20 protein-coding genes are annotated in these 25,114 nt (G+C 31.3%); 15 read left to right on the forward strand and 5 right to left on the reverse strand.

The window, feature by feature from the left end:
• Positions 1-71 precede the first annotated feature (71 nt).
• Positions 72-2,057, forward strand: coding sequence for a cbb3-type cytochrome c oxidase subunit I (locus V9L05_RS11305; RefSeq protein ID WP_338793143.1), 1,986 nt, complete (start codon positions 72-74; stop codon positions 2,055-2,057).
• 331 nt (positions 2,058-2,388) lie between these two features.
• On the opposite strand, the gene V9L05_RS11310 is transcribed toward V9L05_RS11305, so the two are convergent.
• The gene (locus V9L05_RS11310) at positions 2,389-3,588 is read right to left on the reverse strand and encodes a hypothetical protein (protein WP_338811982.1); all 1,200 of its coding nucleotides are present in this window, start codon (positions 3,586-3,588) and stop codon (positions 2,389-2,391) included.
• Between the two features lie 199 nt (positions 3,589-3,787).
• The gene (locus tag V9L05_RS11315) at positions 3,788-4,408 is read right to left on the reverse strand and encodes an RNA polymerase sigma factor (RefSeq protein ID WP_338793141.1); all 621 of its coding nucleotides are present in this window, start codon (positions 4,406-4,408) and stop codon (positions 3,788-3,790) included.
• A gap of 308 nt (positions 4,409-4,716) precedes the next feature.
• On the opposite strand from V9L05_RS11315, the gene V9L05_RS11320 reads away from it, so the two are divergent.
• The 3 genes from V9L05_RS11320 (at position 4,717) to V9L05_RS11330 (ending at position 7,611) form a co-directional block, all read left to right on the forward strand.
• Entirely contained in the window at positions 4,717-5,457 is a 741-nt protein-coding gene (locus tag V9L05_RS11320) for a hypothetical protein (RefSeq protein WP_338811984.1), read from the forward strand.
• Positions 5,458-5,595: 138 nt separating this feature from the next.
• Positions 5,596-6,495 (forward strand): endonuclease/exonuclease/phosphatase family protein, encoded by a 900-nt coding sequence (locus V9L05_RS11325; RefSeq protein ID WP_338811986.1) that lies wholly within the window; start codon positions 5,596-5,598, stop codon positions 6,493-6,495.
• Between the two features lie 114 nt (positions 6,496-6,609).
• Positions 6,610-7,611 carry a putative sulfate exporter family transporter gene (locus tag V9L05_RS11330; RefSeq protein ID WP_338811988.1) on the forward strand — a complete coding sequence of 334 codons (1,002 nt, stop codon included), beginning with the start codon at positions 6,610-6,612 and terminating at the stop codon, positions 7,609-7,611.
• Positions 7,612-7,717: 106 nt separating this feature from the next.
• Here V9L05_RS11330 and V9L05_RS11335 read toward each other — a convergent pair whose 3' ends face one another.
• Positions 7,718-8,509, reverse strand: a complete 792-nt coding sequence (locus V9L05_RS11335) for a glucose 1-dehydrogenase (protein ID WP_338811989.1) — start codon at positions 8,507-8,509, stop codon at positions 7,718-7,720.
• Between the two features lie 314 nt (positions 8,510-8,823).
• On the opposite strand from V9L05_RS11335, the gene V9L05_RS11340 reads away from it, so the two are divergent.
• The 7 genes from V9L05_RS11340 (at position 8,824) to V9L05_RS11370 (ending at position 19,190) form a co-directional block, all read left to right on the forward strand.
• The gene (locus tag V9L05_RS11340; RefSeq protein ID WP_338811990.1) at positions 8,824-11,727 is read left to right on the forward strand and encodes an insulinase family protein; all 2,904 of its coding nucleotides are present in this window, start codon (positions 8,824-8,826) and stop codon (positions 11,725-11,727) included.
• Between the two features lie 313 nt (positions 11,728-12,040).
• Positions 12,041-12,994, forward strand: a complete 954-nt coding sequence (locus tag V9L05_RS11345) for a hypothetical protein (protein ID WP_338811991.1) — start codon at positions 12,041-12,043, stop codon at positions 12,992-12,994.
• Positions 12,995-13,307: 313 nt separating this feature from the next.
• Positions 13,308-14,171 carry a hypothetical protein gene (locus V9L05_RS11350; protein ID WP_338793134.1) on the forward strand — a complete coding sequence of 288 codons (864 nt, stop codon included), beginning with the start codon at positions 13,308-13,310 and terminating at the stop codon, positions 14,169-14,171.
• A gap of 133 nt (positions 14,172-14,304) precedes the next feature.
• The gene (locus V9L05_RS11355) at positions 14,305-15,669 is read left to right on the forward strand and encodes an OmpA family protein (RefSeq protein WP_338811992.1); all 1,365 of its coding nucleotides are present in this window, start codon (positions 14,305-14,307) and stop codon (positions 15,667-15,669) included.
• Positions 15,670-15,820: 151 nt separating this feature from the next.
• Positions 15,821-17,488, forward strand: a complete 1,668-nt coding sequence (locus V9L05_RS11360) for an OmpA family protein (protein ID WP_338811993.1) — start codon at positions 15,821-15,823, stop codon at positions 17,486-17,488.
• Positions 17,489-17,525: 37 nt separating this feature from the next.
• Positions 17,526-18,470 (forward strand): hypothetical protein, encoded by a 945-nt coding sequence (locus V9L05_RS11365; protein ID WP_338811995.1) that lies wholly within the window; start codon positions 17,526-17,528, stop codon positions 18,468-18,470.
• Between the two features lie 15 nt (positions 18,471-18,485).
• Positions 18,486-19,190, forward strand: coding sequence for a hypothetical protein (locus tag V9L05_RS11370; RefSeq protein WP_338811997.1), 705 nt, complete (start codon positions 18,486-18,488; stop codon positions 19,188-19,190).
• Positions 19,191-19,272: 82 nt separating this feature from the next.
• Here the strand turns inward: V9L05_RS11370 and V9L05_RS11375 are convergent, their stop codons facing one another.
• Positions 19,273-19,719: a hypothetical protein gene (locus tag V9L05_RS11375; RefSeq protein ID WP_338811998.1), complete on the reverse strand. Its 447-nt coding sequence runs from the start codon at positions 19,717-19,719 to the stop codon at positions 19,273-19,275.
• Positions 19,720-19,818: 99 nt separating this feature from the next.
• Positions 19,819-20,445, reverse strand: coding sequence for a ParA family protein (locus V9L05_RS11380; RefSeq protein ID WP_338811999.1), 627 nt, complete (start codon positions 20,443-20,445; stop codon positions 19,819-19,821).
• A 181-nt stretch (positions 20,446-20,626) separates the two neighbouring features.
• Between V9L05_RS11380 and V9L05_RS11385 the strand changes: the two genes are divergently transcribed.
• The 4 genes from V9L05_RS11385 (at position 20,627) to V9L05_RS11400 (ending at position 24,989) form a co-directional block, all read left to right on the forward strand.
• Entirely contained in the window at positions 20,627-21,922 is a 1,296-nt protein-coding gene (locus V9L05_RS11385; protein ID WP_338812001.1) for a hypothetical protein, read from the forward strand.
• A 356-nt stretch (positions 21,923-22,278) separates the two neighbouring features.
• On the forward strand, positions 22,279-22,641 hold the full coding sequence (locus V9L05_RS11390) for a nuclear transport factor 2 family protein (protein ID WP_338793127.1): 363 nt from the start codon (positions 22,279-22,281) through the stop codon (positions 22,639-22,641).
• A 151-nt stretch (positions 22,642-22,792) separates the two neighbouring features.
• Entirely contained in the window at positions 22,793-24,184 is a 1,392-nt protein-coding gene (gene lpdA, locus V9L05_RS11395) for a dihydrolipoyl dehydrogenase (RefSeq protein WP_338793126.1), read from the forward strand.
• Between the two features lie 91 nt (positions 24,185-24,275).
• Positions 24,276-24,989: a hypothetical protein gene (locus V9L05_RS11400; RefSeq protein ID WP_338793125.1), complete on the forward strand. Its 714-nt coding sequence runs from the start codon at positions 24,276-24,278 to the stop codon at positions 24,987-24,989.
• The last annotated feature ends 125 nt before the right edge of the window (positions 24,990-25,114 follow it).

Consider the following 25,114-nt stretch of genomic DNA (forward strand, 5'->3'; position numbering starts at 1 on the left):
AGGACAACAATACTTGAATATAAAAAATAAATTTTAATACATCTATTTTACAATAAATACCGCAAATAATTATGGCTGATACAACACATCAAGCAAGCGGACAAGATGTTCTACATTACGATGTTGATAATCATGGATTCGTCCATGAGGAACATCATGACGACCATGAGCATCACGGAAATTTTATTACGAACTATATCTTTTCTACTGACCACAAAGTAATTGCAAAACAGTTTTTGTTTACAGCAATATTTTGGGCAATGATAGGAGTAGGTATGTCTGTAATTTTCCGTCTGCAACTCGGTTTTCCTGACGCAGATTTATCTTTCCTAAAACCTATTTTGGGTAAGTGGATAGATGCGAGTGGAAAATTAGATAAAGAATTTTACTTAGCTCTTGTAACCATGCACGGTACGATAATGGTTTTCTTCGTACTTACAGCAGGTCTTAGTGGAACATTTAGTAATTACTTGATTCCTTTACAAATTGGAGCTAGAGATATGGCTTCAGGGTTCATGAACATGCTTTCTTATTGGTTCTTTGCTGCTGCTGGACTAATTATGTTCTACTCTTTATTTATTGAAACAGGTCCTGCATCTGGAGGATGGGTAATTTATCCACCACTTAGTGCATTACCACAGGCTATGCCTGGTTCTGGATTAGGTATGACACTTTGGTTATCTAGTATGGCATTGTTTATCATCTCAACTCTTTTGGGAGGTATCAATTATATTTCTACAGTAATCAATATGCGTACTCGTGGTATGTCATTTAATCGTATGCCTCTTACTATTTGGGCATTCTTTATTACTGCCATTATTGGTCTTTTATCATTTCCTGTTTTGTTCTCAGCAGCATTACTTTTGATTTTTGACCGTAGTTTTGGTACAAGTTTCTTCTTATCTGATATTTATATTGGTGGAGAAGCACTTCCAAATCAAGGTGGTAGCGCAATTTTGTTCCAACACTTATTTTGGTTCTTAGGACACCCAGAAGTATATATTGTACTTTTACCTGCTCTCGGAATTTCATCAGAAGTAATTGCTACAAACTCAAGAAAACCAATCTTTGGTTATCATGCCATGATTTTGTCTATTATTGGTATTGCTGTTCTTTCGTTTATCGTTTGGGCGCACCACATGTTTGTAACAGGTATGGATCCTTTCTTGGGAACTATCTTTATGTTTTTGACACTAATTATTGCAGTCCCTTCGGCTGTAAAAGCATTTAACTATATCACTACACTTTGGAAAGGTAACTTGGTATTTACTCCAGCTATGCTTTTCTCTATTGGTTTAGTTTCACTCTTTATTGTTGGTGGACTTACAGGTATTCACTTGGCAAGTGCAGCGATTGATATTCAATTACACGATACGTATTTCGTAGTAGCTCACTTTCACCTTGTAATGGGTTCTGCTTCATTCTTTGGTATGCTTGCTGGTATTTATCACTGGTTTCCAAAAATGTTTGGTCGTATGATGGATGCTAAAATGGGTTATTTCCACTTTTGGACAACATTTATTGGAGTATATGCAATATTCTTCCCAATGCACTTTATCGGTGTAGCTGGTTTCCCTCGTCGTTATTATTCTCATACTGCATTTGAGCCTTTTGGTTTGTTTACAGATTTGAATATGTTTATTAGTACGGCAGCTATCTTAACTTTCCTTGCACAGTTTGTATTCGTATTCAACTTCGTTTACTCTATGTTTAAAGGTCGTTTAGCTCCTGCAAATCCTTGGAAATCAAATACATTAGAATGGACAACTCCTCGTTTTCCTGGACACGGTAACTGGGTGGGAGCAATTCCTCAAGTATTCCGTTGGCCTTACGATTACAGTAAACCTGGAGCAAAAGAAGATTTTATTCCTCAGAATATTCCATATTCTGAAACTCCTGAATCTAATTTACCTTTTGAAGAGAAATTAGCAAGTCTTGAAAAACAACAAAAACAGGAAGGAATTAAAATTCAGAAAACACCTGAAACGACTATTGATTCTAAAACAGATAAAGATACAACAGATTTGGATGAAGATAATGAGAACAAACAACTCTAATTCTCAATCTGATTTTGATCTTTTATATTATAAATAATAAAAAACCTATTCTTTTAAGTAAGAATAGGTTTTTTGCTTTGGGAAGAATTATTAAACTAAATAATAAAAGAAAAAGAAGAAGAGATTAGGATTTTTGCAATCTAAAATCACACCTTTTTTAGTCTAACTTATATTACGTTGCGTTGCAACTTTTAAACATAGACTCTCTTTAATTTCTACAAATAGAACGTTGCGCTGCAACTAAAAAATATTTTTAAAAAAAGTAGGGTGCAGTAGGATTTATTTTACTAGTTGTTAAAACAAAAATGAATATCATTTATGAATTATTTTTTCAATAATGTAATGCTTTAGCTTGATTTGAATATTTACTACTAGAATTAGCTATTTTTTGTAAAACAGTTTTTGCTTTCTGTTTTTGATTTACTTGTAAATAAGAATTAGCTAAATACCATTCAGCATCTTGATTATTTTTTTGATAGACAATATCAGATTTTTGCTTTAAGAATTTTTCTAATAAAGGAATGGATTTTTTATAATTATGATTTTCATAATATGACATTCCTCCAAAATATAATGCCTGTGCATTATTTGGATTGGTAACTAAATAAGAATCAAAAAGAAGACTTGCCTCAGTATATTTTTTGTTTTCATAGGATTGCATGGCATCAAACAATATTTCTTTTGGCGATTTCTGACTTCTTCTTAAATCATCTTTTCTATAGGTGTCAGAAAAGAAATTATAGTCATCATCAGCTAACTGATTTGTGTTTGCTGCATTAGAGGAATCATAATTCATTTGTCTATTTGCACTTACAATAGGAGAAGAAACTACATTTTTCTCCGAATCAGTCAAACTAATATCGTTATTTTCAGTTTCTACTTTCTCTTTTTTACGAATCCAAACATCAGAAGTAGAAAAATCTTTTTCTTTTGTTGCTTCTTCTTTATCCATATTGAGAGCTAAATTATCTTCAGCTTGTGAGTTACTTTGGTTAGATTTCTTTTTTGTCTTTAACTCTTCTAAGTTCTCATATTTAAGTTTTTCTACAAGTGCATTTTCTTCTTCTTCAGATATTGTCGTTTCTTCATTTAAAGCTAAGTCATTATTTTTAGTATTTGGATTTTCTGATTGCTCTACTTTAGTTTCCATAGCCATATTTTCCGAAGAAACATTCGTATTAACTAACCTAAAAAGACCAAAAAGAACTACAAAAACTAAAGCTACTGAAGCTGCTGCATAAAAAACTCTGTAATCTCGTTTGTAAAAACCTCTCTGCTTATTATAATTTCTAATTTCTGTATTGAGTTGATTTGTACTGGCAGCAATATTTACTTTAAAATCAGCATTAGAAAAACCTTCTACAGCTTCAGTGGCAAAATCTGAATTAAGAAGTTGTTTTTCTACTTCATGCAATTCTTCTTTAGTAAGTTTTTTATCTATATATTTTTGTAAAGTTTGGACATCAATATTTGAAGAGCGTTCTAAAATGCTCCTTATCTTTTTTTCTCTATTAGTATGGGTTTGGCTCATTATTTTATCATTTTAGAAACTTATAAGAACAATTACGAATTACGACCTGCAAAAGCAGCGAAGCTAATTAAAAATTACGACTATAATTTATTGACTTTTAGTTGAGCGAAAATTAAAAATAGTAATTATTTAATTTTCTGTTGCATACTTGTTAAAGTATGTTGTACATTTTTGCGCATCCTAAAGGCTACATTACTTATTACATAAACAGAAGCCAACAAATTAAAGTTAAGATTCCCAACTGTTTTTTAATATTTCGCTTTCCGTTTTGAAGAAAACTTTTTACTTTAGAAAGTGAAAAACCTGTAATCTCTACAATTTCCTGATAACTTTTTTCTTCTAAAAAGAAAAGCTCTACACATTGTTTTTGTTCAGGATTGAGTGTATGTAATGCATCTTCGATGCTAGTGAGTCGTTCTTCTTTCTCGTGTTTTTCGCCTTTATTAGATAGATGCCAATCTGGGTCAGAATCCATACGATTGTCATCTTGATTTGTAAAATAATCTTCACTTCGTTTAAATTCTCTCTGACGTTGACGCAAATACATCAAACAATAATTTTGAGTAAGACGATGCAACCAAGGAGGGAAGTTTTGTATCTCAAAACGTAGAAGGTCGGTCAATAACTTTTCAAAAATAAGCAAAACAGCATCTTTACTGTCTTCTTCATCTTTAAGATACTTTAGACATACACCATATACCAAGTGGGTATAACGCTCAAAAAGTTCTCCCACAAATTTATTATCTCGGGTTTCTTTATAGGCTTCAATAAGTTCTAAATCCGAACGAGGATTTTTTTTAGAAAATAATTTGACAAACATTTTAGCAACAATTACGAATTACGAATTAAAAATTACGAGTATAATCTGAAAAATATTACTGTATTTAATTTTTATTGACCATCTAAACAAAACAGACTTAAAAAGAGTGTTTTGAAAAGTAGTTTAGCCACGCTGATTTTCAGTTCATCTTATGGGTTCTTTATGAACTTAGTGTTTAATAAAAATGTATAGATAATTTTGCTCAAGTACTTACTTATTGTAAAACCACTAAATAGAGTTTAAAAACTCAAAAAGAGTTGCATCTCAAAATTAATCATTACTATCAACTACAAACTAATTACCAATTTATGAAAAATCTAGCAGCATCACTTTATAAACTTTCTACAAAATTACACAATTTATTCTCACCTCGTTTTTATTTTACCTTTCTTATTATTTTAAGTGTGTTTATTTTTTCTTCTAAAGAAACTTTTGCCCAAGTGCAATTTAATCTGAGATTACAAACAGGTTTTCCATTAGAAGAGTTTGCTCAAAATAATGAGTCTGTTGCTTTTGGTATTGGTGGAATGCTACTTGTGCCACTTACTGAAGATGAATCTGTTGTTTCATTAGGATTAGATGCAGGTTATATGATTTATGGAATGCAGTCAGAAGATTATACAGATAATAATGGATTTGATTATACCTTAAATACAAATAATAATATTTTTGAGAGTTTTGCAATGGTACGTTTTAAGCCTCGTTGGGTAGACTCTTTTATTTATCCGTATGCTGATGGACTTTTAGGAGGAAGATATATTTATACAAGAACGACAGAAGAAGAAGATGGAGAAGATATAAATTCATTTATCGAACAAGATGGATTTTCTTTTGCCTATGGAGGTGCTGGAGGAGTATTAGTATCGCTTTCAGAGGAGATAAAACTAGATATTCGTGCTGTTTATACACAAGGAAGCAAAGCAAAATATTTGACAAAAAATTCTATCTATCCAGACCCATTATTTCCAGACGAATTTATTTATGATGTTAAAAAAACCAGAACTGATATGCTTTCTTTTCAAGTAGGAATTACATTTTTTTTAGATTAATTGTGTAAATAATTTTGATTTGCAAAGTGAAAGCCTTTTCTGATATGAGATAGAAAATTAGTATTATTGTAGTCAAATAATTATAAATGGATTCAAATAATTTTGTTTGAATCCATTTTTCTATAAAAAACTCTACTAATGAAAAAAAATATACTTTTATTTCTCTCATTTTTTATTCTATTTTCTGCTGTTTCGTCTTGTGGTTCTTTAGAAAATTCAAATGATAATACTCCTAATACTCCAATTCTTTCGGATAATTCTAAAGGCGAAACTATCAAGATTCTATCTTGGAATTTATATAATTTTGGAAAATCAAAGGATAATGAAGAGATTGCATATATCGCCAAAAAGTTAAAAGACTATGATATTGTAGCTATTCAAGAGGTCTCAACTTCATTATATGGAATTCGTGCTGTCGGAAAGTTAGCTGATGAACTAAACAGAACAGGAAGTAAATGGGAGTACAAAATAAGTGAACCTACTTCAGGAGATGGCAAAGAACGGTATGCGTATGTATGGAAAACATCTACCAAAAATGCTAAAATTTCTCTAAAAAAAGACTGGTTAGAAGAAAGCATTGAAGCTAAAGTAGATAGAGAACCTTATATGGCAAGATTTGAAATTGTATCTAAATCCAAAACTACAAATACTGTATTGATAGGTAGTTTTCACGCTGTTCCGACAAGTAAAGACCCTGAAAAAGAGGTAGTTTTCTTAGAAGAAATTCCAAATAGATACAAAACAGATAATATTTTGATTTTGGGAGACTTTAATCTTGATGGAAAGCATGAAGCATTTGATGGACTCAGAAACCGTTCTTTTGTGGCAGCTTTCAAAGGTCAAAAAACAAGTCTTCGAATGAAAGAAAAAGATGGAAATCCATTAAATGAAGAATATGATAATATTTTTGTAGAAACGAGAGCATTTAATATCAAAAAAGCTGAAGTAATTCATTTTTATAAAGATTACAGTAGCCTAAAAGATGCTCGTTATATTTCTGACCATATTCCTATTTGGGTAGAGTTGGGTTTTAAGTGATAATTTTTATTAAAAGAATCTTTTTTCTATTAAAATAAAACTTTCCTGCAAAAAGTGTTTTCATTAAAAGCCAGTAAATTTGTAGCTTACAAACTACACCTATACACAACAATTTTGAAACATAAACTTATTCCTTTTCTATTTTTTGCTTGTCTTTTTGCCTGTTGGATTCCTGTTGTTGATAGTCCTATTGCTCTTGTAGCAGGACTTTTATTTGCCCATTTTCTAAAAAAACCTTTTCCAAATCAAACTGCAAAAGCAACAAAACAGCTTCTAAAAGTTGCTGTTGTGGGTTTGGGATTTGGTCTGAATCTTCAAATGGCAATTTCGGCAAGTCAAAATGGAATTGGTTTGGTTGTCAGTAGTATTTTTCTGACACTTGCAGGAGGGCTTTTTCTAGGAAAAATTTTGAAAGTTGAAAATAAATTAGCTCAACTTATTTCTGTCGGAACGGCTATTTGTGGAGGGAGTGCTATTGCTGCATTTTCGCCTGTAATTGATGCTGATAATTCTGATATTTCGGTGTCTTTGGGTGTCGTTTTTCTTCTGAATTCTGTTGCATTGCTTGTTTTTCCTGTTCTAGGACATTTTTTCAACCTTTCACCTCAAGATTTTGGAATGTGGGTAGCTGTTGCTATTCACGATACTAGTTCGGTTGTAGGTGCAGCAGAGAGCTTTAGTGATGAGTCGTTGAAGATTGCAACGACATTGAAACTTGTTCGTGCACTTTGGATTATTCCTTTGGTTCTGCTTTCTGTGTTGGTTTCTAAATTTTATACAAAAAATAAAGTTGAGGAACATAATTCAGAAAAAGAAAATCTGTCTGAACAGCTAACTAAAAATGATAAATCTAAAAAAATACCTCCAAAAATCACTATTCCTTATTTTATCGGACTTTTTGTAGTAGCTATTTTGATAAATACATATATTCCTTTTGTAACAGAATACTCTCCTTATTTGGTTTGGATTGCCAAAAAACTTCTTGTTACGACACTTTTCTTGATTGGTCTTAGTTTGTCTATCGAAAAAATTAAAAAAGTAGGTTGGCGACCGTTGGCATTAGGTATAATATTGTGGATATTGATTTCTGTGGGTTCTTTGCTTGTGATTTTATAGATGATATTTTAGATTTTTAATACAGTTTTATACTACAAAAAGTAAAAAGCCATTTCTATCAAAAAATGATAAAAATGGCTTTCTAATTTATTATAGAATATCTTTATTATACATCTCCATAAATACTAGATTGTCCACCATCTACAGCAATCACCTGTCCACTCACATAACTACACTCTTCACTCAAAAGGAAACCAACTAAGGTAGCAACATCTTTTGGCTCACCTAGTTTTAAAGTCGGATTTGCTTTTGCATATTCTTTTTTAGCAGATTTTGGATCATCTGGATTAATTTTCTTAAATGCCTCTTCTACCATAGGTGTTACAATTGCACCAGGGGCAATAGCATTTGTCATAATTCCGTCTTGTCCATATTCTAAAGCTGCATTTTTTGTCATACCAGATACTGCATGCTTACTAGCTACATAAGGTGTTTCATTTTTGACACCACGAATACCAGCTACTGAAGCTACATTTACAATTCTACCATATTTTTGTTTTTGCATAACAGGAATTACATAACGCATTCCATAATAAACACCCATCAAATTAATGTCAATTACTTTTTTGAATGCATCCATGTCGTATTCTGTAAGTAAAGCTGTCTCTCCTTCAATTCCTGCATTATTGTAGAGTCCGTCTATGCGAGAATATTCTTTTATAGTTTTATCTACATAGTTTTTTACTTGATCTTCTTTCGAAACATCAGCCACTACAGTAAGTATTTTCGCATCTGAATATTTCTTTGAAAGTTCCTTTTTAGCTTCTTCTAGTTTTTCTTCGTTGTAATCAACTAGAGTAAGGTATGCGCCTTGCTCTGCAAAAAGTTCGGCAGTAGCATAGCCAAGTCCCATTGCACCCCCTGTAATGATAATAGATTTTTCTTTTAAGCTAAACATAAGTTTGAAAAATTAAATTAAAAGTTTATAAAAAATAGAATTGGTAATAATATAATTCTAAAAGTATAACAGTATATTTTAAAACAATGTTTTTTGTATAAATTTAATTTTTAATAAAAAAATAGAAGACATCACAAAATGTGATTAATAAATCAAGTAAATCTATTTTCTAAAAATTAACTAAACTTTTAGTTGTTATTTAAGAAAAGAATTTTACCTTTGTAATTATTAATTTTTATATAAGTTTTCAATGGATTAGTTTTCTTATTTTTCTTAAATAAATTGATTGTCCATCTACTATAATTTTTTCACTAATGAGATATTCATTAAAATCCTATCTAAAAGTAGGCACGCTTTCAGCCTTATTTTTGGCTACTCCTTTTGCTTATACAACAGCAAATGCACAAAATACAACAACAGAACAGAAAATAGAAAAGAATACTAAAAGTTCTGAAATGAAAACGCCTATTCCAATTGATGAAAATGTAAAAGTGGGAACACTTTCAAATGGAATGAAATACTACATTCGTAAAAATGCAATGCCTGCAAATCGTGTTGAGCTTCGTTTGGCTGTAAATGCAGGTTCTATTTTGGAAGATGAAGACCAACAAGGTTTGGCTCACTTTACCGAACACATGGCATTTAATGGAACAACAAATTTCAAGAAAAATGATTTGATTGATAATTTGGAAACAATGGGCGTTCGTTTTGGTGCTGACTTGAATGCTTATACTTCATTTGATGAAACAGTTTATATGTTGCCTATCCCAACAGATAGCGTGGGTTATGTGGATAAAGGCTTGCTGATTTTGAAAGATTGGGCAAGTGGCGTTTTGTTTGAAGACGAAGAAATAGACAAAGAACGTGGCGTAGTCATCGAAGAATGGCGTAGAGGAAAAGGCGCAAACGAGCGTATGCGAACTCAATATTTTCCTACTTTGTTGAAAGGCTCACATTATGCAGAACGTTTACCAATCGGTAAAAAAGATATTTTGGAATCTTTCAAATATGAAACTATCCGTAATTTCTACAACAAATGGTATCGTCCAGACCTTATGGCAATTGTAGCCGTTGGAGATATTGATGTGGCAGAAATGGAAGCCAAAATCAAAGAAACATTTGGAAGCATTCCGAAAGTGAAAAATCCAGCAGAGCGTAAAAATTTCAAAACTCCTTTGAATAAAGAGCCTTTAGCAAAAGTAGTATCGGATAAAGAAGCAACAGCAATTCAGTTACAATTGTATTACAAAATGCCTAAAAAAGCAGTTACGACTTATGCTGATTTGAATGAAAATTATACAAGCGAGCTTATTACTACAATGCTTAATGCTCGTTTTGAAGAATTACAAAAACAAGCAAGTCCTCCATTTTTATATAGTTTTGCTTTTCAAGGCGATATGATTGGACGTGATTTGGATGCACTTCAATTGTATGCAGGACTTCGTGAAGATAATATCGAAGGAGGACTCTCTACAATTACACAAGAGTTTGAACGTATGAAAAGATTTGGTTTTACGGGTTCTGAGTTAGAAAGAGCTAAAAAACAACTTTCTAAACGCTACGAAAAAGCCTATAAAGAACAAGACAAAACAGAGTCTAATAGAATTGTAATGAATTATGTTTACAATTATCTAGAAAATCAGCCAATTCCAAGTGCAAAGTTTGAATATGAGTTTTTAGAAAAAAATCTTCCTTCTATCACTTTAGAGCAAGTCAATAAAATGGCTAAAGGTTGGATAACTCAAGAAAACAGAGTTGCTATCTTAACAGGAATGGAAAAAGAAGGTGTAAATCTTCCAAATGATGAAAAATTAGTAAGTATTTGGAATGAAGCTGCAAACGCAGATTTGAAGCCTTACGAAGAAAAAGAAATTGCTAGTTCACTTATCGAAGAAGCAAATATTCCTAAAAAAGGAAGCATTACAAAGGAAATGACCAACGATAAAATGGGTTATACAGAATTTACCCTTTCTAATGGTGCAAAAGTAATTTTGAAGAAAACAGACTTTAAAAATGACGAAATTTTGGTTTCAGCTTATAGTTTGGGAGGACATTCTTTGTATGAAGATAAAGATTACATAGCTGTTTCTAATATTTCTTCTATCATTGCTCAATCTGGAATTGCAGAACTTTCAGGCTCAGATATGGATAAATTTATGACTGGAAAAACGGTTCGTATTAGTCCTTATATCTCTGAATATTCTGAAGGTTTTAGAGGAAGTACTTCTCCAGAAGATTTAGAAACTGCGCTTCAACTGATGCACCTTTATTTCACTAATCCTCGTCAAGATAACGATGCTGTTGCTTCTTTTGTAGCTACTCAAAAAGGTTTTTATCAAAACTTAGCTTCTAATCCAAACTATTATTTCTATGACCAGTACAGCCAATTAATGGCAAATGGAAGCATTCGTAGTGGTTTTCCAAAAGTAGAAGAGTTAGAAAAAACAGATTGGCAATCAGCTTACAAAATGTATAACGAACGCTTTGCAAATGCTGCTGATTTTACATTTTTCTTTATTGGAAACTTTGATGAAGAAAAAATGAAGTCACTTTTAGAAACCTATATTGCGACTCTTCCATCAACAGATAAAACTGAAAACTTCAAAGATTTGGGTACTCGTTCGCCTAAAGGAATGGTAGAAAAAATCTATAAAAAAGGTTCAGAACCACAAAGTAATGTGCGTCTTTCTTTTGCTGGAGAAATGACAGAATATGATGCAAAAGATGAAGTTGCTTTGAATGCTCTTGCAGGTTTATTGCGTTTCAAACTTATTGAGAAATTGCGTGAGGAAAAAGGTGGTGTTTATTCAGCAGGTGCTTATACAAGTGTAGATAAATATCCTGTTCCAAATTATAATGTAATGATTACATTCCCTTGTGCGCCTGAAAATGTTGATGATTTGATTGCAGCTTCTATCGAAGAGGTAGATAAATTACGCAATGGCGATATTGATGCTACTGATTTAGAGAAATTCAAAGAAGCTGAAAAACGCACCAATGAAGTAAACCAAACTCAAAACAAATACTGGCTTTCTACGCTACAAGGACTTTATTATTATAATGAAACTCCTGAAAGTATAGAAAAAAATAAATCTATCTTGAAAGATTTGACAGTTGAAGACGTGAAAAATGCAGCTATAAAATATTTGGATACAAAAGCATATATCAAAGCTGTTCTACTTCCTGAAACTACAACAGAAGAAGATAAAGGAGAATAAGTAAAAAAATATTAGTAGAAATACCAATAATGAAAAATTCAAATTGGTAAATCTAAAAGCACAATTATTATTTTTTATAAATGATAATTGTGCTTTTTTTATAGCTGTAGACTTCCTAACAATTTATCTCTTGCCGTTGTCGGTGTCTCACCGACGACATATATATTTCTAATCTCAAGTTGATGTTACTTTTCAATAAAATGGTAGGATTCAAATCAATAAAAAAAACTTTTCCACCTAAAAACCGTTTTTGTTAAAAAAATAAAACTACAAAATAGCACAACTTAATTTTTTGAACTAAAATAATTAGCCAATGAAAACGCTTCTCATACTTCTTATCGCTTCAGTTTCTTCGGTGGCAGCTTATGGAATCATAAAAGTCAGTCAGTCGCACAAACAAACTTATAATGCTTGGATTACTCACGTAGAAAATTATGCAGGTGAAGGGATTGATACCATTCGCCCAAATCCAGATGATGTAACTACATATCGTTATGTGAGTAGAAGTGTAGAGTGGAAAACTTTTTTAGCTATGGCAGATACATTTCAAATTCCCTCAACCGTTCAGCGTTTCAGATATTTGACTGATGATGATGTTTTCAAAATCCGTGAGCAGTTTTGGTATATGTCAGGTGCTAACAACATTGAAGATTTGGCAATTGCTGCTTTTTTTGCTGAAATGTATTATTCTGCGCCTGTTTCAATTAGGTATTTTCAAGAAAGACTCAAAGCTGATGGTTTTACCAATCTAAAAGTCACAGGAAAACTCAATCAACAAACCATAAAAGCCATCGAATCTCAACCTAAAAAACAAATGTGGGATTGGCTTCTCAAACAGCGTAAAAACTATATTTATAACAAAACAGCCTCTTCTACTATGTTGATATATAGAAAAGGACTTATGAAAAGAGCCAACAATTTTCATAAGAAATTTGAATCTTTTCTAGGAGAAGATAAACCTACCAATGAAGTTGATACGTATGAAGATACAAAAGTTCCAATAGAAGAATTATTAGAATATGATTCAACTAAAACATCACAGAATGGACAAGATGAAAAATCATCTCAAACTCAGAATAATTTAGAAGATGATTCAGAAGTAAAGATAATTGTTAGTTCTGTTCCTCTTCAAACACCTAGAGACGGTGACACTACAAAACGTAAAGAAAACGTAGCTTCAGCTATAAAAGATGATGAGATAAAAACAATTAGTGATACAAAGGAAAATGGAGTCCGAATTGTAGTTACTTCTGAAAACGAAAAATAAGATATTTTAGAAGGTAATGATGTCTAATTTTTTAAACTAAAAAAATCCTTTTTTGATAGTTTTTGTCAAAAAAGGATTTTTCTTTATTAAATTTTCCCTAATAGCTTTAAAGTTTATTTTCAAACTAATAGATTTTGCGTATTTTGGAGTTAAAATGTGAAAAATTTCAAAAATAAGTTTTTTCAAACAAGAATATACATTTTTTTTAACGCATAACGAATAGTAACTTTGTCTCTTATACGACAAAACTATTTACTATCAAAGATTTTTATCTCTATAAAAACTTCCCTTTCTAAAATCTGAATTCAACGCAATGCAAAAATACATCTACCTTTTATTCTTTCCTGTTTTTTTACTTTCGGGTATGTTTTTTACTTCTTGTAACAACACAAAAGAAGAAGCTCTTAATGAATCAAGAGAAATTATCAAGGAACAAGATACCGAAATCGAAACGATGAAACGCCGTATTGATACATTAGAGCAAACTATTCGTGCGCTTGCCAAAAACAGAGAATCTTCTAGTGAGGAAGCAAGTGAATTGAAGGGGAAAGCACAAGAGCTTCAGAAGGCAATCAAAAGTTATCAAGGAGCTTTATCTAAAAAGGAAAAAGAATTTAAAGAGTATCGTTATTTGGCTTTAGAAGATAAGCGTGTTGCCGAAATTAGAGAAGAAAAACGTAAACTTCGTGAAGATAATGAGTTCATTGTTAATAAGATAAAGCAATTGAAACAGATGAATGAAGTAAATGAAGTAATGGATGGACTGACAGATATTATCGATAAAATACCTCCTTTCAATAAATTTGATTGTTATTATAGAGATAAAAAAGATTTAGAAGCAAGTCGTAAAAAAGATAATGGGTATAGCCCAAAGTTACTTTTGGTAGAAGAAGATGGTACATATCCACAAGCTGATATTGGACAAGTAATTATTGATTTAGATTTGAATTTCTTCAAGTTAGATGGAAACCCAAATCAAGCAACACTAACACTTTGTTTGTTTGAAGAAGGAAGCCAAGCACCTGTTTATTGTCAGGATGAAGTTTTTGATACAGAATACAAACGTGTTGAATGGAAACAAGCTGCTTCTACATTCGGAGCAAAGAAATATTATTTTCAAGTGCGCCATGGCGATAGAATTTTGAGTGATAAATATAAGTTTTCAATTAAAAATTAACATTCTGTTTGCTATTTTAGTAGGTTAAAGCACAACAAAAAATCTGTATAAAATATAGATTGATAGAAAAAATACGTTATTCTATCATAAAACTACCTATCCTATAAACTGAATAATTAATTTCTTCTTCGTGATGAATAACTATATTTTGCCCTTATCAACCTTTAGAAAGGTTGTTTGTCTATTGTTTTTTTATACTTTTTTTGTACTGTCTAGCTTTGCTCAAAGTATACCAACTTGGCATTTTGATACATATAATGATAAAAATTCATCTATTCCACACAACTTTATCAATGATTTAGCTTTCGATAAAAGTGATAATTCACTTTGGATAGCAACAGGAGGTGGATTGGTACATTGGTCTGAAAAAGATTCTACAATCTATACACCCAAAAACTCAGAATTAAAAGATTATGGTATAAAATGTATTGCTATTGGAAAAGATGGCGATAAATATATCGGAACGTATGGAGCAGGAATTTATAAAATTGATGCAGCAGGAAACTTTTCACATTTGCAAGTTCCTTCAAAATCTAATAAAAATACAGTCCTTTGTATAACAGAAGACCAATACAAAACAATTTGGGTAGGAACAGAAGAAGAAGGATTATTTCGAATTGATTCTAAATTCAAAATTCTGATTAGTGTTGAAAGAATTGCATTTACACGAGTCTTTGAAATTGTTGTCGATAAAGAAAACACAAAATGGATAGCTACAGAACGAGGACTTTATACATTAGATGAAGATAATCGTCTGAAAATTTATCCTTCTTTGAAAGACCAGCCTATCAACTCCATTGCATTTTCTCCTCAAAATGAGTTATTAATCAGCTCAACTTTAGAAAGTACAGCACAGTTTTTTGTGGGAGATAAAAAGCAAACCATATCTAAAGATGTACATTATCAATTCCGAACCATGCTTCCAACAAAGGAGAGCTTATGGGCAGCTTCTTTGAGTGGATTATCTCTTTTTGAAAATAACAAATGGACTGTTTTTAATCCTCAGAATTCTGCTTTTCCCTCTACAATGGTCAGTACATTAGTGCAAAACCCACAAGACAAAACAGTTTGGGCAGGAACTTTTGGACAAGGATTAGTTAAACTCTCTCAACTCAACACACTTCCTGAAGGAGAATTTAGACTAGGAACTACATCTATCAAAAAGGGAGACATTGTTCGTTTGCATATTGGTTTTGAAAGAGCAACAGCCATTTTTAGTGATACAACAGGAATTTCTGAATTGGTAGAATTTATGAAAGAAAATCAGGCTGTCAGAATAGAACTCTCAGGTCATACCGACACAGCAGGGGATGCAACCTTAAACTATAAACTCTCACAAGAACGAGCTGATGCTGTAAAACTTTATTTGATGAGAAAAAATATAGAAGCTAATAGAATAGAAACAAAAGCCTACGGAGGAACAAAACCCATTTCAGATAATACTAGTGAATCATCAAGACAAAAAAACAGAAGAGTAGAAATGAGGATTATTGAGTAATTTTATTGTCAAAAAATAATAATCATAAAAGGCATTTTATTCTGACTTATCGAAAGGAATAAAATGCTTTTTTTATTTAGTGAAAAATTGCAAAATATTCATACCTTGTTTCCGTTCTTCTATCAAAAAAACTCTCCCAATCCGATTCCAAATGAAAGTAAATAAACTCTATTTTCTATCTGTATTATCAATAATTCTGATTTTCAAAGTTAGTTCTCTTTCTGCTCAAGATTCTAAGAATCTTCCAAAGATTTTAAAACATCCAGATTCTGTTCATATTGAAGCGATTGAGGTTTTGAATTCTGAAAGTAGAGAAACAAATTTATCGGTTACACCAGATGGAAAATATCTATTTTTTATGAGCAGTAGAGGAGGCGAAAATTGGTCTATAAAATCTGGAATCTATAAAAATCAAGTTCGTTATGATGGAGATATTTATTTTTCTAAAAAAGATTCAACTGGAAAATGGACAGCAGCCCAAAACTTAAAAGCCATAAATAGTTCCTCAGGAGAAGACGAACCTTTTGTAAGCCAAGATGGACAACAGGTAGTTTTTCAGTCGTGGCGAAGAAACTGGATGTCAGAAGGAGGACCTTATTATAAAGCTAAATATGAAGCAAAAGCAAAGGGGAATTCTTGGACAAACATAAAAGGATTAGGACAAGGAATAAATTCTTTTTTTAGAAGAGAGTTTTCAAAATACGGTGGCTATGCAACCGACGGAATGAGTGTTTCTTCTGATTTTAATACGTTTATTGTGGCTGCTGGTACAAACTATAGTGGAGATATGGATTTGTATTGGAGTAAAAAAGATTCGACTGGAAAATGGACAGTTTGTACAGAAATGCCTATTTCTACGCCAAAAAATGAGCGTTCTGTATTTTTAGCTGCTGATAACAAAACGATTTATTTTGCTTCTGATGGTTATGGTGGTTTTGGTGGACTTGATATTTTTAAGGCTTTGCTTGATGAGAATGGAAATGCAATTGAAATTTTCAATATTGGTGCGCCCTTTAATACTGATAAAGATGATTATGGTTTTGTTTTGACGGCTTCTGGGGAGGCTGCCTATTTTGTGAGAGAAGGCGATATTTTTTATGCCGATTTAATCAATGCTTCGCCTGAGATAAAACCTTCACCTGTTTTGCTTTTAGAAGGAAATATTGTGGGTTGTGATGAAAACCCGATTGATGCAAAAGTGAGTTTGTATGATGAAAATGACAAAGAAATTAGTGTTAGTTTTACCAATGCAAGAAATAAAGGCGAGTATGTTTTACTAGTTTCTAATCCTCCAAAAACCAAAAAATTGTACAAACAAATCATAGAAACCGAAAAAGGATTCGAACAAGAACCGTTTTTTGAAACTAAAAAGATAGAAATTCCATCAATAAAAAAATACACCAAAATTGAGTTAGGAAAAACACAGATAAACGATTGTAAAGAAGAAATAGAAAAAACCGAAAAAATTACAAAATTAGAAATCGTATATTTTGATTTTGATTCAGACGAATTAGACCAAAACTCTATTCAAGTTTTAGAAAATCTTATTGCTGTTTTTAATCAAAATTTAGAAAAAAATCATTCTACACAAAAAATCATTCTTACAGGACATACCGATTCAAAAGGAAGTAATGAGTACAATGAAATTCTATCACAAAAAAGACTTTTATCAGTTCAAGACTTCCTAGAAAGAAAGGGAATTGACAAATCTAAAATCAAAATTACTCCAAAAGGCGAAAAAAATCCTACAAAAACCAATGCCACAGAAAACGGACGTAGCAAAAACAGACGTGTGGAAATAATGATAAGTGATAAGTAATAAATTATTAATGTGTTTTTTAATTTTAAAAATAACTATGAAAATCAAAGTTTTTATTCTGTTTTCTATTCTCTTTTTGGGAATTGGATTTGATGGTTTTGGGCAATGTTTTGATGAAGATGAGGATTTTAATGAAACAGAATTACAAGTAGATACTGTAAAGGTTTCTTTTATTGAAAAAATACAAATTATCAAAAAGTGTGAGAATTTAGGAGTTGACGAAGAGGGAGTTTGTACATGGAATAACTATGGTTTTTATGTTAATGAAGACTCTTCCATAAGCTACCAAGCAGGTTTTTGTCCGACAAGTAAAATACTTCTTTTAGATACAAAGAATAATAAAATTATAGATATGATTATACAACCTACAACTAGAGATTTAGGCGAAGGTAAACATGCTTGTATTTGGACTTTAAATGGAAAAGGAGAATATAAGAGTAAGAAACTTTTTGAAGGTGGAAGTATCAAAAAAATTTATAGAGATAAAAATATTCTCAAAATAGACATACAATTAAGTGGCTGTTGTGATAATTATTTTATGTGTGATGAAACTTATGCTTATGAAAATGATAGTTTAATTTTGAAGAAACAAATATGTTACTTGAAAAAAGATCGATACGTAAAAGGTGCAACAGAACTAAAAGAAAATGGAATCTTTGTAACGGTTGATAGTGCATACTTGATTGGTAATAATCCTAGAGGCTACGGCGATTTTGTTGAAATGGTAGATTATACTACTGACAAAGATAGTATTATGCAGTACGACTATGATGATGAAATAATAGCTGTTGTTTCTCCAAATCAGAAAGGTAGAGTTTTAGCTACAAGATTTGTAGATGGTTTGTATTGGTACTTGATAGTTTTTCCTCCACAGTCAATTCAAAGAAGAGTTTTTGATTATATGATTGGTGAACCAGATACACAGCTTCATTTCGCAGGTTGGATAAAATCAAAAATACCTCTAAAAATCAAAACTAATTAACACTAAAAAACAACTATGAAAATCAAAGTTTTTATTCTGTTTTCTTTTCTCTTTTTGGGAATAGGGTTTGAGGGTTTTGGATATGATAAAATTTTAGTAGGTGAAGGAAACTTTTATGATTCTACGGCTTCTGTTTATAGTTTTTCTCAAAATGGACAAAATTGGTGGGACAGAATTGGAAAGAAAAATGTTCATCAAATTAAGGTAAATGATACGCTTTGTTCGATTGATAAAGAAAGCTATTTGAGTATTTGGTTAGTAAATGAAATTTCACCAAATACTTCAAATTTTATAGGAAGTACAGGAAATGAAGACATGCTGTTTGAAAGTAAAGCAAAGTGCAAATTGATAGATAGAATTTTTATAAAAGAAAATGTAAAAAGACTTTTCATGAGACTCGTCTTCAAGTATGAAAAAGGTTTTGAGAAAAATATAAGTACCAAAAAATTAGATATTTTAAATGGTTTTTCATGCCTAACTATTTCTAACTCACAAAAATTGACAGAACATATCAATCTCAAAACAAATGAAGGCTATGATTATAATATTTGTTCTGACAATTATTATTCAGTTATAAAGTCAATTTTTAAGATAGGAAATAGAAGTTTTGCTGTAATTAATGAATACTCTAATAAAGGCTGTCCAGAATTTAATACGATTTGGATTATAGAAATAATAGGGGCAGAATACCGAAGAATTTGGCATTATGGAACTTGTTAATTATTATAGAAAACAAAAAAAGCAACCTTCAAAATTACTTTAAAGATTGCTTTTCAACTATCATACAAGAGTCCTTATCTTCTTAACTCCAAAATTTCTTCCAAATATTTTGAGACGTTTCTAAGAATTTTTCAGTGGCTTTCAATTGTTCAGTACCACTTTCTGTAATATCTGATAAAAGAGGAACAGAACGAAGCATTTCACTTCCTTTTACAGTTTCATCAATTGCTTTTGCCCATTGAACCATTGTTGAAGATTCTTCCTTTGCATCTGGAACAAGATTATTGATATGTTTTGAAGCTACATTTTTAGTCGCCGTTTTTATTTCAACGGTAGTATCTAGCTTTTTGCTTTCTTGTTTTGCACCAGTTGTACTTTTCTGTGCTAAAATTTCAGTTTCTACAATCTGATGAGGATTTTTATTTACAAATTCTTCTTTTGAGGGAGCTTTTTGTGTTGTAGTAGTTGAAGAAGTTTCTTGTTCTTTCAAAAAAGCATCTAAATCTGCGAGTGTGCTGTTTTTTGCCATAGTTGTAATAGGAATTAGACTAAAGTAAACGAGTTTTGGATTGTTTTCACTAAAAAAAATATTTTAGATAAATGCTTGATTGTGTGTTAGTTATATTTCTTATTTATTGAGTAAAGATACAATATTTTTCGCAATTTCTTTATATTCTGCAATAGGACTTAAAGTAGAAAACTCTGCCATCTTATTTTTTGAAACTACAAAAGGAGAAATAATAATTGAATCTAAACTAGAAAGTGCATTTTCTACTGTCGTTTGATTAGTTCTGTTATGAATTCGGCTAGGCAGAATAGCTATTTTTAATTTTTTATTAATTTCTTGTGCAGGTTTTAAGTCTTGCAAGGTCTGATAAGCTACCAATAAATCATTCTGAGAAAGACTTGTCGGAACAACTACTAAATCAGATTCTAAACATAGTTTTCTTATCGCTTCGTCAGTTGTTTTTCCTGCACTATCAACCAAAATATAATCGTATTTTTTACTCTTCTTAAATTTTTTGAGGTTTTCAATAATATGTTCATCTGTTGAGCCAACAATAGGGAAAGGAGCATCATTTTCAGCAATTTTCTTTTTAAAAAGCTCCATTTTTCTAAGCGTTGTGAGCGTATAGTTAGTATCTGTTTCTATGAGTATGACCCGTTTTTTTTGGCTGGCAAGTGTGGTGGCAAGGTGCATAATATTTGTTGTTTTGCCTGTTCCACCTTTTCGGCTGATGAATGAAATTATCATAATTGTAATAAAATTAATTTTGGAAGAATAATAAAAACAAAAATAAGGATTAGTTGATAAATAATTTGTTACCTCAAAATTTTAATCTCTATTCAATCAAAATAATCTAAAAAATAAGTATATTGTTATTCCAAGATAATAAATATATGCTAATTAATATTTTAGATTCTTAATTAAAAATATGCAGACAACTTCTACTCCTTCCCCTTATGTATTGACAGATTCTATTCGAATTGAGAAAACAGACTTTGAAGAATCTCATAAACAGTTTTTAGTTCTATATGGAAAAAAACAGTTTTATTGTGGATTACTTATTAAAGAAATTTTGGTAGAACTGAACGAAAATAAATCTCTTCTTCAAGTTCATTCCCAAATTACGAAACACCAAGCCTACAAAAAACTAACTCTTCAAGATATAGAGATGATTATTGATAAAAAAATAATTCCTCTAGGTGTTTTGAAAAATATAAATGAAATTGAAACCTCAAAAAGTGAAGAGCTTAGTTATGATGCTGATTCTATAAAAACTCAAAAAACACTTTTAAATGAATCACAGACAAATTTTATAGCTTCTGTTTTTAAATTTTTATATCAAAAATGGGTAGCTGCCTTATTTGTTTTGATTGGGCTTGTTATGCATATTTTTTACCTTTCTTCTCATTCTATTTTTGGAGAACATAGTAAAATATGGGTAGATTCTTCAGCTTTAGAATATATGTCACTTTATTTCCTAATCATTTTTATATTTGTTTTTCACGAAATTGGTCATGCTGCTGCTGCTTTGCATTTCGGAATTCGTGCGCCCAAAATTGGTTATGGTTTTTATTTGGTTTATCCTGTTTTTTTTACTCAAATTAGTGAGGCTTGGAAGCTTCAACCCAAAAAAAGAATGATTATTAATTTGGGAGGTGTTTATTTTCAATGGATTGCAGGAAGTCTTTTTATTTTATTAGATTATTTTAATATTGGCTCTACTCACATTTGGTCAGGAGTGGTAACAATGAACTTTATTCGATTGATTTATTCTTTTGTTCCTTTTATGAAAGCAGATGGATACTGGATTTTTAGTGATGGCTTTGAACTAACAAATCTACGCAAAAAATCAAATCAATTTTTATCAGCTATTTTTAAATCACTTTCTATTCACAAAGCTCGTCAGATTACAAAAACTAAACTGCAATTTTATGCACTTTCTTTTTTTTCTATTGGAACAATTATCTTCTTTAGCTTTTGGTTTGTTTTTCTATCAATCATGGTTTGGAAATTTACGCCAATGCTTCCAAATATTTTAGTCTCATTTTATGAAAATTGGCAATCAGCAACACTTATTTCTCAATATCTCAAAATTATTCTTCAATCTGTATTGCTTACCATTACACTCTTAGGAGTAGTCATTTTTATAGTAAGAATGAGTAGTCTGATACGTTTTGCAATCAATTTCTTGATGGAAAAAGAAACTGAACTGAAAACTGTATAAAAACAATGGCTCTTCCGACCTTTTAGCGCAAAATCAATATTTTATATTTTGTTCAAGTCTGTACCAAAAGTCTGACTTGAACAAAATAAGCCTTTCTGAACTGTAAATGCTTATTTAAACTTGGTCAGACCTTATGGTACAGACCAAATTAAAATAGAAGTTGGTTCTTAGAAAATGAAAATCGCTAAAAAGTCGGAAGAGCCAAAACAATTTTTCAGAAGTTTGAACTTTATGTTAATTTTTTTAGCAATGCTATTTTAATTAGCTTTTTTGATTTGGATTTTTTATATTGTGAGCAGTTTCTACCAGCTATATTTTTCATCACTTAATTAGTTTATCAAAAAGTTATTTCAATCATGACAACAGAAAAAATTGCAAACCGTTTAGTAGAGCTTTGCCGAGAGGGAAATTATGAGCAAGCTCACAAAGAACTGTATCATCAAGATGCTTTTAGCATTGAACCCGAACTATTTCCTAACAACAAAGTGCAAGGAATGGAAGCCATTGGTAAAAAAGGAGAAGAATGGGCAAATAATTTGGAAGAAATGCACTTTGCAGAAGTTTCTGAACCTATTGTAGCAGGAAACCATTTTTCTTGTACAATGGCTTTTGATGCCACTTTCAAAGACAGAGGAAGAGTAAAAGACGAAGAATTGGCTGTCTATAAAGTAGAAAATGGCAAAATTACAGAAGAACGTTTTTTTTATTCTATGGGATAACTAAGTTTTAATTTCTAGTTCAAGCTTAGATGCTTGAACTAGATTTTATAGAAAGTAATTAGTTAAGGTTGCCAATTTTTTTTTATTGCTTTTCAAGTCTTATCTTTGAAGTATATTAGAATTTAAAAACCTTAATCCAATCAATATATTTATGGCAACTTATGATTTATTAGTAATCGGTTCAGGACCTGGTGGTTATGTAGCTGCAATTCGTGCTTCTCAACTCGGACTAAAAGTAGGCGTTATCGAAAAAGAATCACTTGGTGGAATCTGTCTAAATTGGGGCTGTATTCCTACAAAAGCACTTTTAAAGTCTGCTCAAGTATTCGAATATGTTCAACATGCCAAAGAATATGGCATCGAAGTAGGCGAATCTAAAGTAAATTTTGGCGATATGATTGGTCGTAGCCGAAATGTAGCTGGTGGAATGAGCAAAGGAATTGAGTTTTTATTCAAAAAGAATAAAATTGATAAAATAATGGGCTTCGGAAAACTAGCTGGAAAAGGCAAAGTAGAAGTAACCACTCAAGATGGAAAAAAAGAAATTTATGAAGCAAAAAGTATAATCCTTGCAACAGGTGGACGTGCAAGAGAATTACCAAATCTTCCTATTGATGGTAAAAAAATCATTGAATACCGTAAAGCGATGTCTTTAGAAAAACAACCTAAAAAAATGGTTGTGGTAGGTTCTGGAGCTATCGGAGTAGAGTTTGCTTATCTTTATAATTCTATCGGAACAGAAGTAACAATTGTAGAATTTATGGACAGAATCGTTCCTGTTGAAGATGCAGACGTTTCTAAAGAACTAGAAAGACAATACAAGAAAAAAGGAATGAAAGTAATGACTTCTTCAGAAGTAACAAAAGTAGATACTTCTGGAACAGGTTGTAAAGTAACTGTCAAAACTAAAAAAGGCGAAGAAATCATCGAATGTGATGTAGTTCTTTCTGCTGTTGGAGTTTCTACAAACTTAGAAGGAATTGGCTTAGAAAGCACAGGCGTAAAAACTGAAAAAGGAAAAGTTGTTGTTGATGACTATTACAAAACTTCAGTTGATGGCGTTTATGCGATTGGTGACATTGTACACGGACCTGCTCTTGCACACGTAGCAAGCGCAGAAGGAATTATTTGTGTAGAGAAAATTGCAGGACATCACCCAGAGCCATTGAACTATGGAAATATCCCTGGATGTACGTACTGTCAGCCAGAAATTTCTTCAGTAGGAATGACAGAAGCACAAGCTAAAGAAGCTGGTTATGAAATTAAAGTAGGCAAATTCCCATTCTCTGCATCAGGAAAAGCAAGTGCAGCAGGTGCAAAAGAAGGTTTTGTAAAAGTAATCTTTGATGCAAAATATGGCGAATGGCTAGGCGCACACATGATAGGTGCAAATGTAACTGAAATGATTGCAGAGGCTGTTGTGGCAAGAAAATTAGAAACCACAGGAATGGAAATCGTAAAATCGGTTCATCCACACCCAACAATGTCAGAAGCTGTTATGGAAGCAGCAGCAGCAGCGTATGGAGAAGTAATTCATATTTAAGAAGTTGATTTTTGAGCTATTATTAAACCCTAAGGGTCTTCGAAGACCCTTAGGGTTTTTACTATTTTCTACTTAAAAAACATTCGAAATCATGATAAAGCAAATTCTCATATTATTCTTTCTTGTATCAACTTTTTTTTCTTGTACCGTTAAGCCTTATCAGAAAGAAACAGTCTATCAAGATTCGAAAATTAGTATAAGTATATATCCTACTTCCGAAGAAAATAAGAGATTTATAAGGGAGTTAATTTATACAAATGATAAAAATGTTCTATTACAAAGTTTAGAAACAAGTGATACTACCATTTTAAGTAAAATAAGTTTTGATATTGTAGAAGAAGAAAACCTAGTGAAATTGCAGGTTATGTTTGTAGATGAGGCTATTGAGTATAAAGAAAAAATAAAGAACTATATTTCGTATAGAATATCACAAAAACAGCAATATGAGATGTCTAATCTATTTTTTCTTACGAAAGCTGAAGATGAAGGACACATTATTATAGACCTACTCAAGGAAAATTTAGAAGACGTTGTTTGGCAAGAACACTCTTCTCAACACTTATATTGGCGAGCTACACCTGATGAATTTAAACTCATAGCAGATAAGATACGCAATATTGTAAACCTCTCACAAGAATATGTATTATTCACAAGAGTTCCTGTAGCAAAAGTAAAAGGTATTGATAATCAACTTTTTTCTTTTCACTATCGTTTTGAAGATGGAAAAATTATAGAGATGATTATAGAAGATATAGCAGGTATTCCGAAGTTAGTAGCTATTGAAGCTAGAGATGAGGTAAAGTAAGATTATTTGAGTTCAACTTTGTTTTTTCTTTGAATTGTATGTGTCTTTTTCAAAAAAAAATGATTGTAGAAACATGGAAACTCATTAGAAATTTTATCTAATAAATGTTATCATGCTTAATTTAG

It is taken from the genome of Bernardetia sp. Wsw4-3y2, assembly GCF_037126295.1.
Classification (GTDB): Bacteria; Bacteroidota; Bacteroidia; order Cytophagales; family Bernardetiaceae; genus Bernardetia.

What these genes read in the sequence shown, in the direction of transcription:
- V9L05_RS11305 (WP_338793143.1), top strand. Translation starts at nt 72, where the DNA reads ATGGCTGATACAACACATCAAGCAAGCGGACAAGATGTTCTACATTAC.
- V9L05_RS11310 (WP_338811982.1), bottom strand. Translation starts at nt 3,588, where the DNA reads ATGAGCCAAACCCATACTAATAGAGAAAAAAAGATAAGGAGCATTTTA.
- V9L05_RS11315 (WP_338793141.1), bottom strand. Translation starts at nt 4,408, where the DNA reads ATGTTTGTCAAATTATTTTCTAAAAAAAATCCTCGTTCGGATTTAGAA.
- V9L05_RS11320 (WP_338811984.1), top strand. Translation starts at nt 4,717, where the DNA reads ATGAAAAATCTAGCAGCATCACTTTATAAACTTTCTACAAAATTACAC.
- V9L05_RS11325 (WP_338811986.1), top strand. Translation starts at nt 5,596, where the DNA reads ATGAAAAAAAATATACTTTTATTTCTCTCATTTTTTATTCTATTTTCT.
- V9L05_RS11335 (WP_338811989.1), bottom strand. Translation starts at nt 8,509, where the DNA reads ATGTTTAGCTTAAAAGAAAAATCTATTATCATTACAGGGGGTGCAATG.
- V9L05_RS11340 (WP_338811990.1), top strand. Translation starts at nt 8,824, where the DNA reads ATGAGATATTCATTAAAATCCTATCTAAAAGTAGGCACGCTTTCAGCC.
- V9L05_RS11345 (WP_338811991.1), top strand. Translation starts at nt 12,041, where the DNA reads ATGAAAACGCTTCTCATACTTCTTATCGCTTCAGTTTCTTCGGTGGCA.
- V9L05_RS11350 (WP_338793134.1), top strand. Translation starts at nt 13,308, where the DNA reads ATGCAAAAATACATCTACCTTTTATTCTTTCCTGTTTTTTTACTTTCG.
- V9L05_RS11355 (WP_338811992.1), top strand. Translation starts at nt 14,305, where the DNA reads ATGAATAACTATATTTTGCCCTTATCAACCTTTAGAAAGGTTGTTTGT.
- V9L05_RS11360 (WP_338811993.1), top strand. Translation starts at nt 15,821, where the DNA reads ATGAAAGTAAATAAACTCTATTTTCTATCTGTATTATCAATAATTCTG.
- V9L05_RS11365 (WP_338811995.1), top strand. Translation starts at nt 17,526, where the DNA reads ATGAAAATCAAAGTTTTTATTCTGTTTTCTATTCTCTTTTTGGGAATT.
- V9L05_RS11370 (WP_338811997.1), top strand. Translation starts at nt 18,486, where the DNA reads ATGAAAATCAAAGTTTTTATTCTGTTTTCTTTTCTCTTTTTGGGAATA.
- V9L05_RS11375 (WP_338811998.1), bottom strand. Translation starts at nt 19,719, where the DNA reads ATGGCAAAAAACAGCACACTCGCAGATTTAGATGCTTTTTTGAAAGAA.
- V9L05_RS11380 (WP_338811999.1), bottom strand. Translation starts at nt 20,445, where the DNA reads ATGATAATTTCATTCATCAGCCGAAAAGGTGGAACAGGCAAAACAACA.
- V9L05_RS11385 (WP_338812001.1), top strand. Translation starts at nt 20,627, where the DNA reads ATGCAGACAACTTCTACTCCTTCCCCTTATGTATTGACAGATTCTATT.
- V9L05_RS11390 (WP_338793127.1), top strand. Translation starts at nt 22,279, where the DNA reads ATGACAACAGAAAAAATTGCAAACCGTTTAGTAGAGCTTTGCCGAGAG.
- lpdA (WP_338793126.1), top strand. Translation starts at nt 22,793, where the DNA reads ATGGCAACTTATGATTTATTAGTAATCGGTTCAGGACCTGGTGGTTAT.
- V9L05_RS11400 (WP_338793125.1), top strand. Translation starts at nt 24,276, where the DNA reads ATGATAAAGCAAATTCTCATATTATTCTTTCTTGTATCAACTTTTTTT.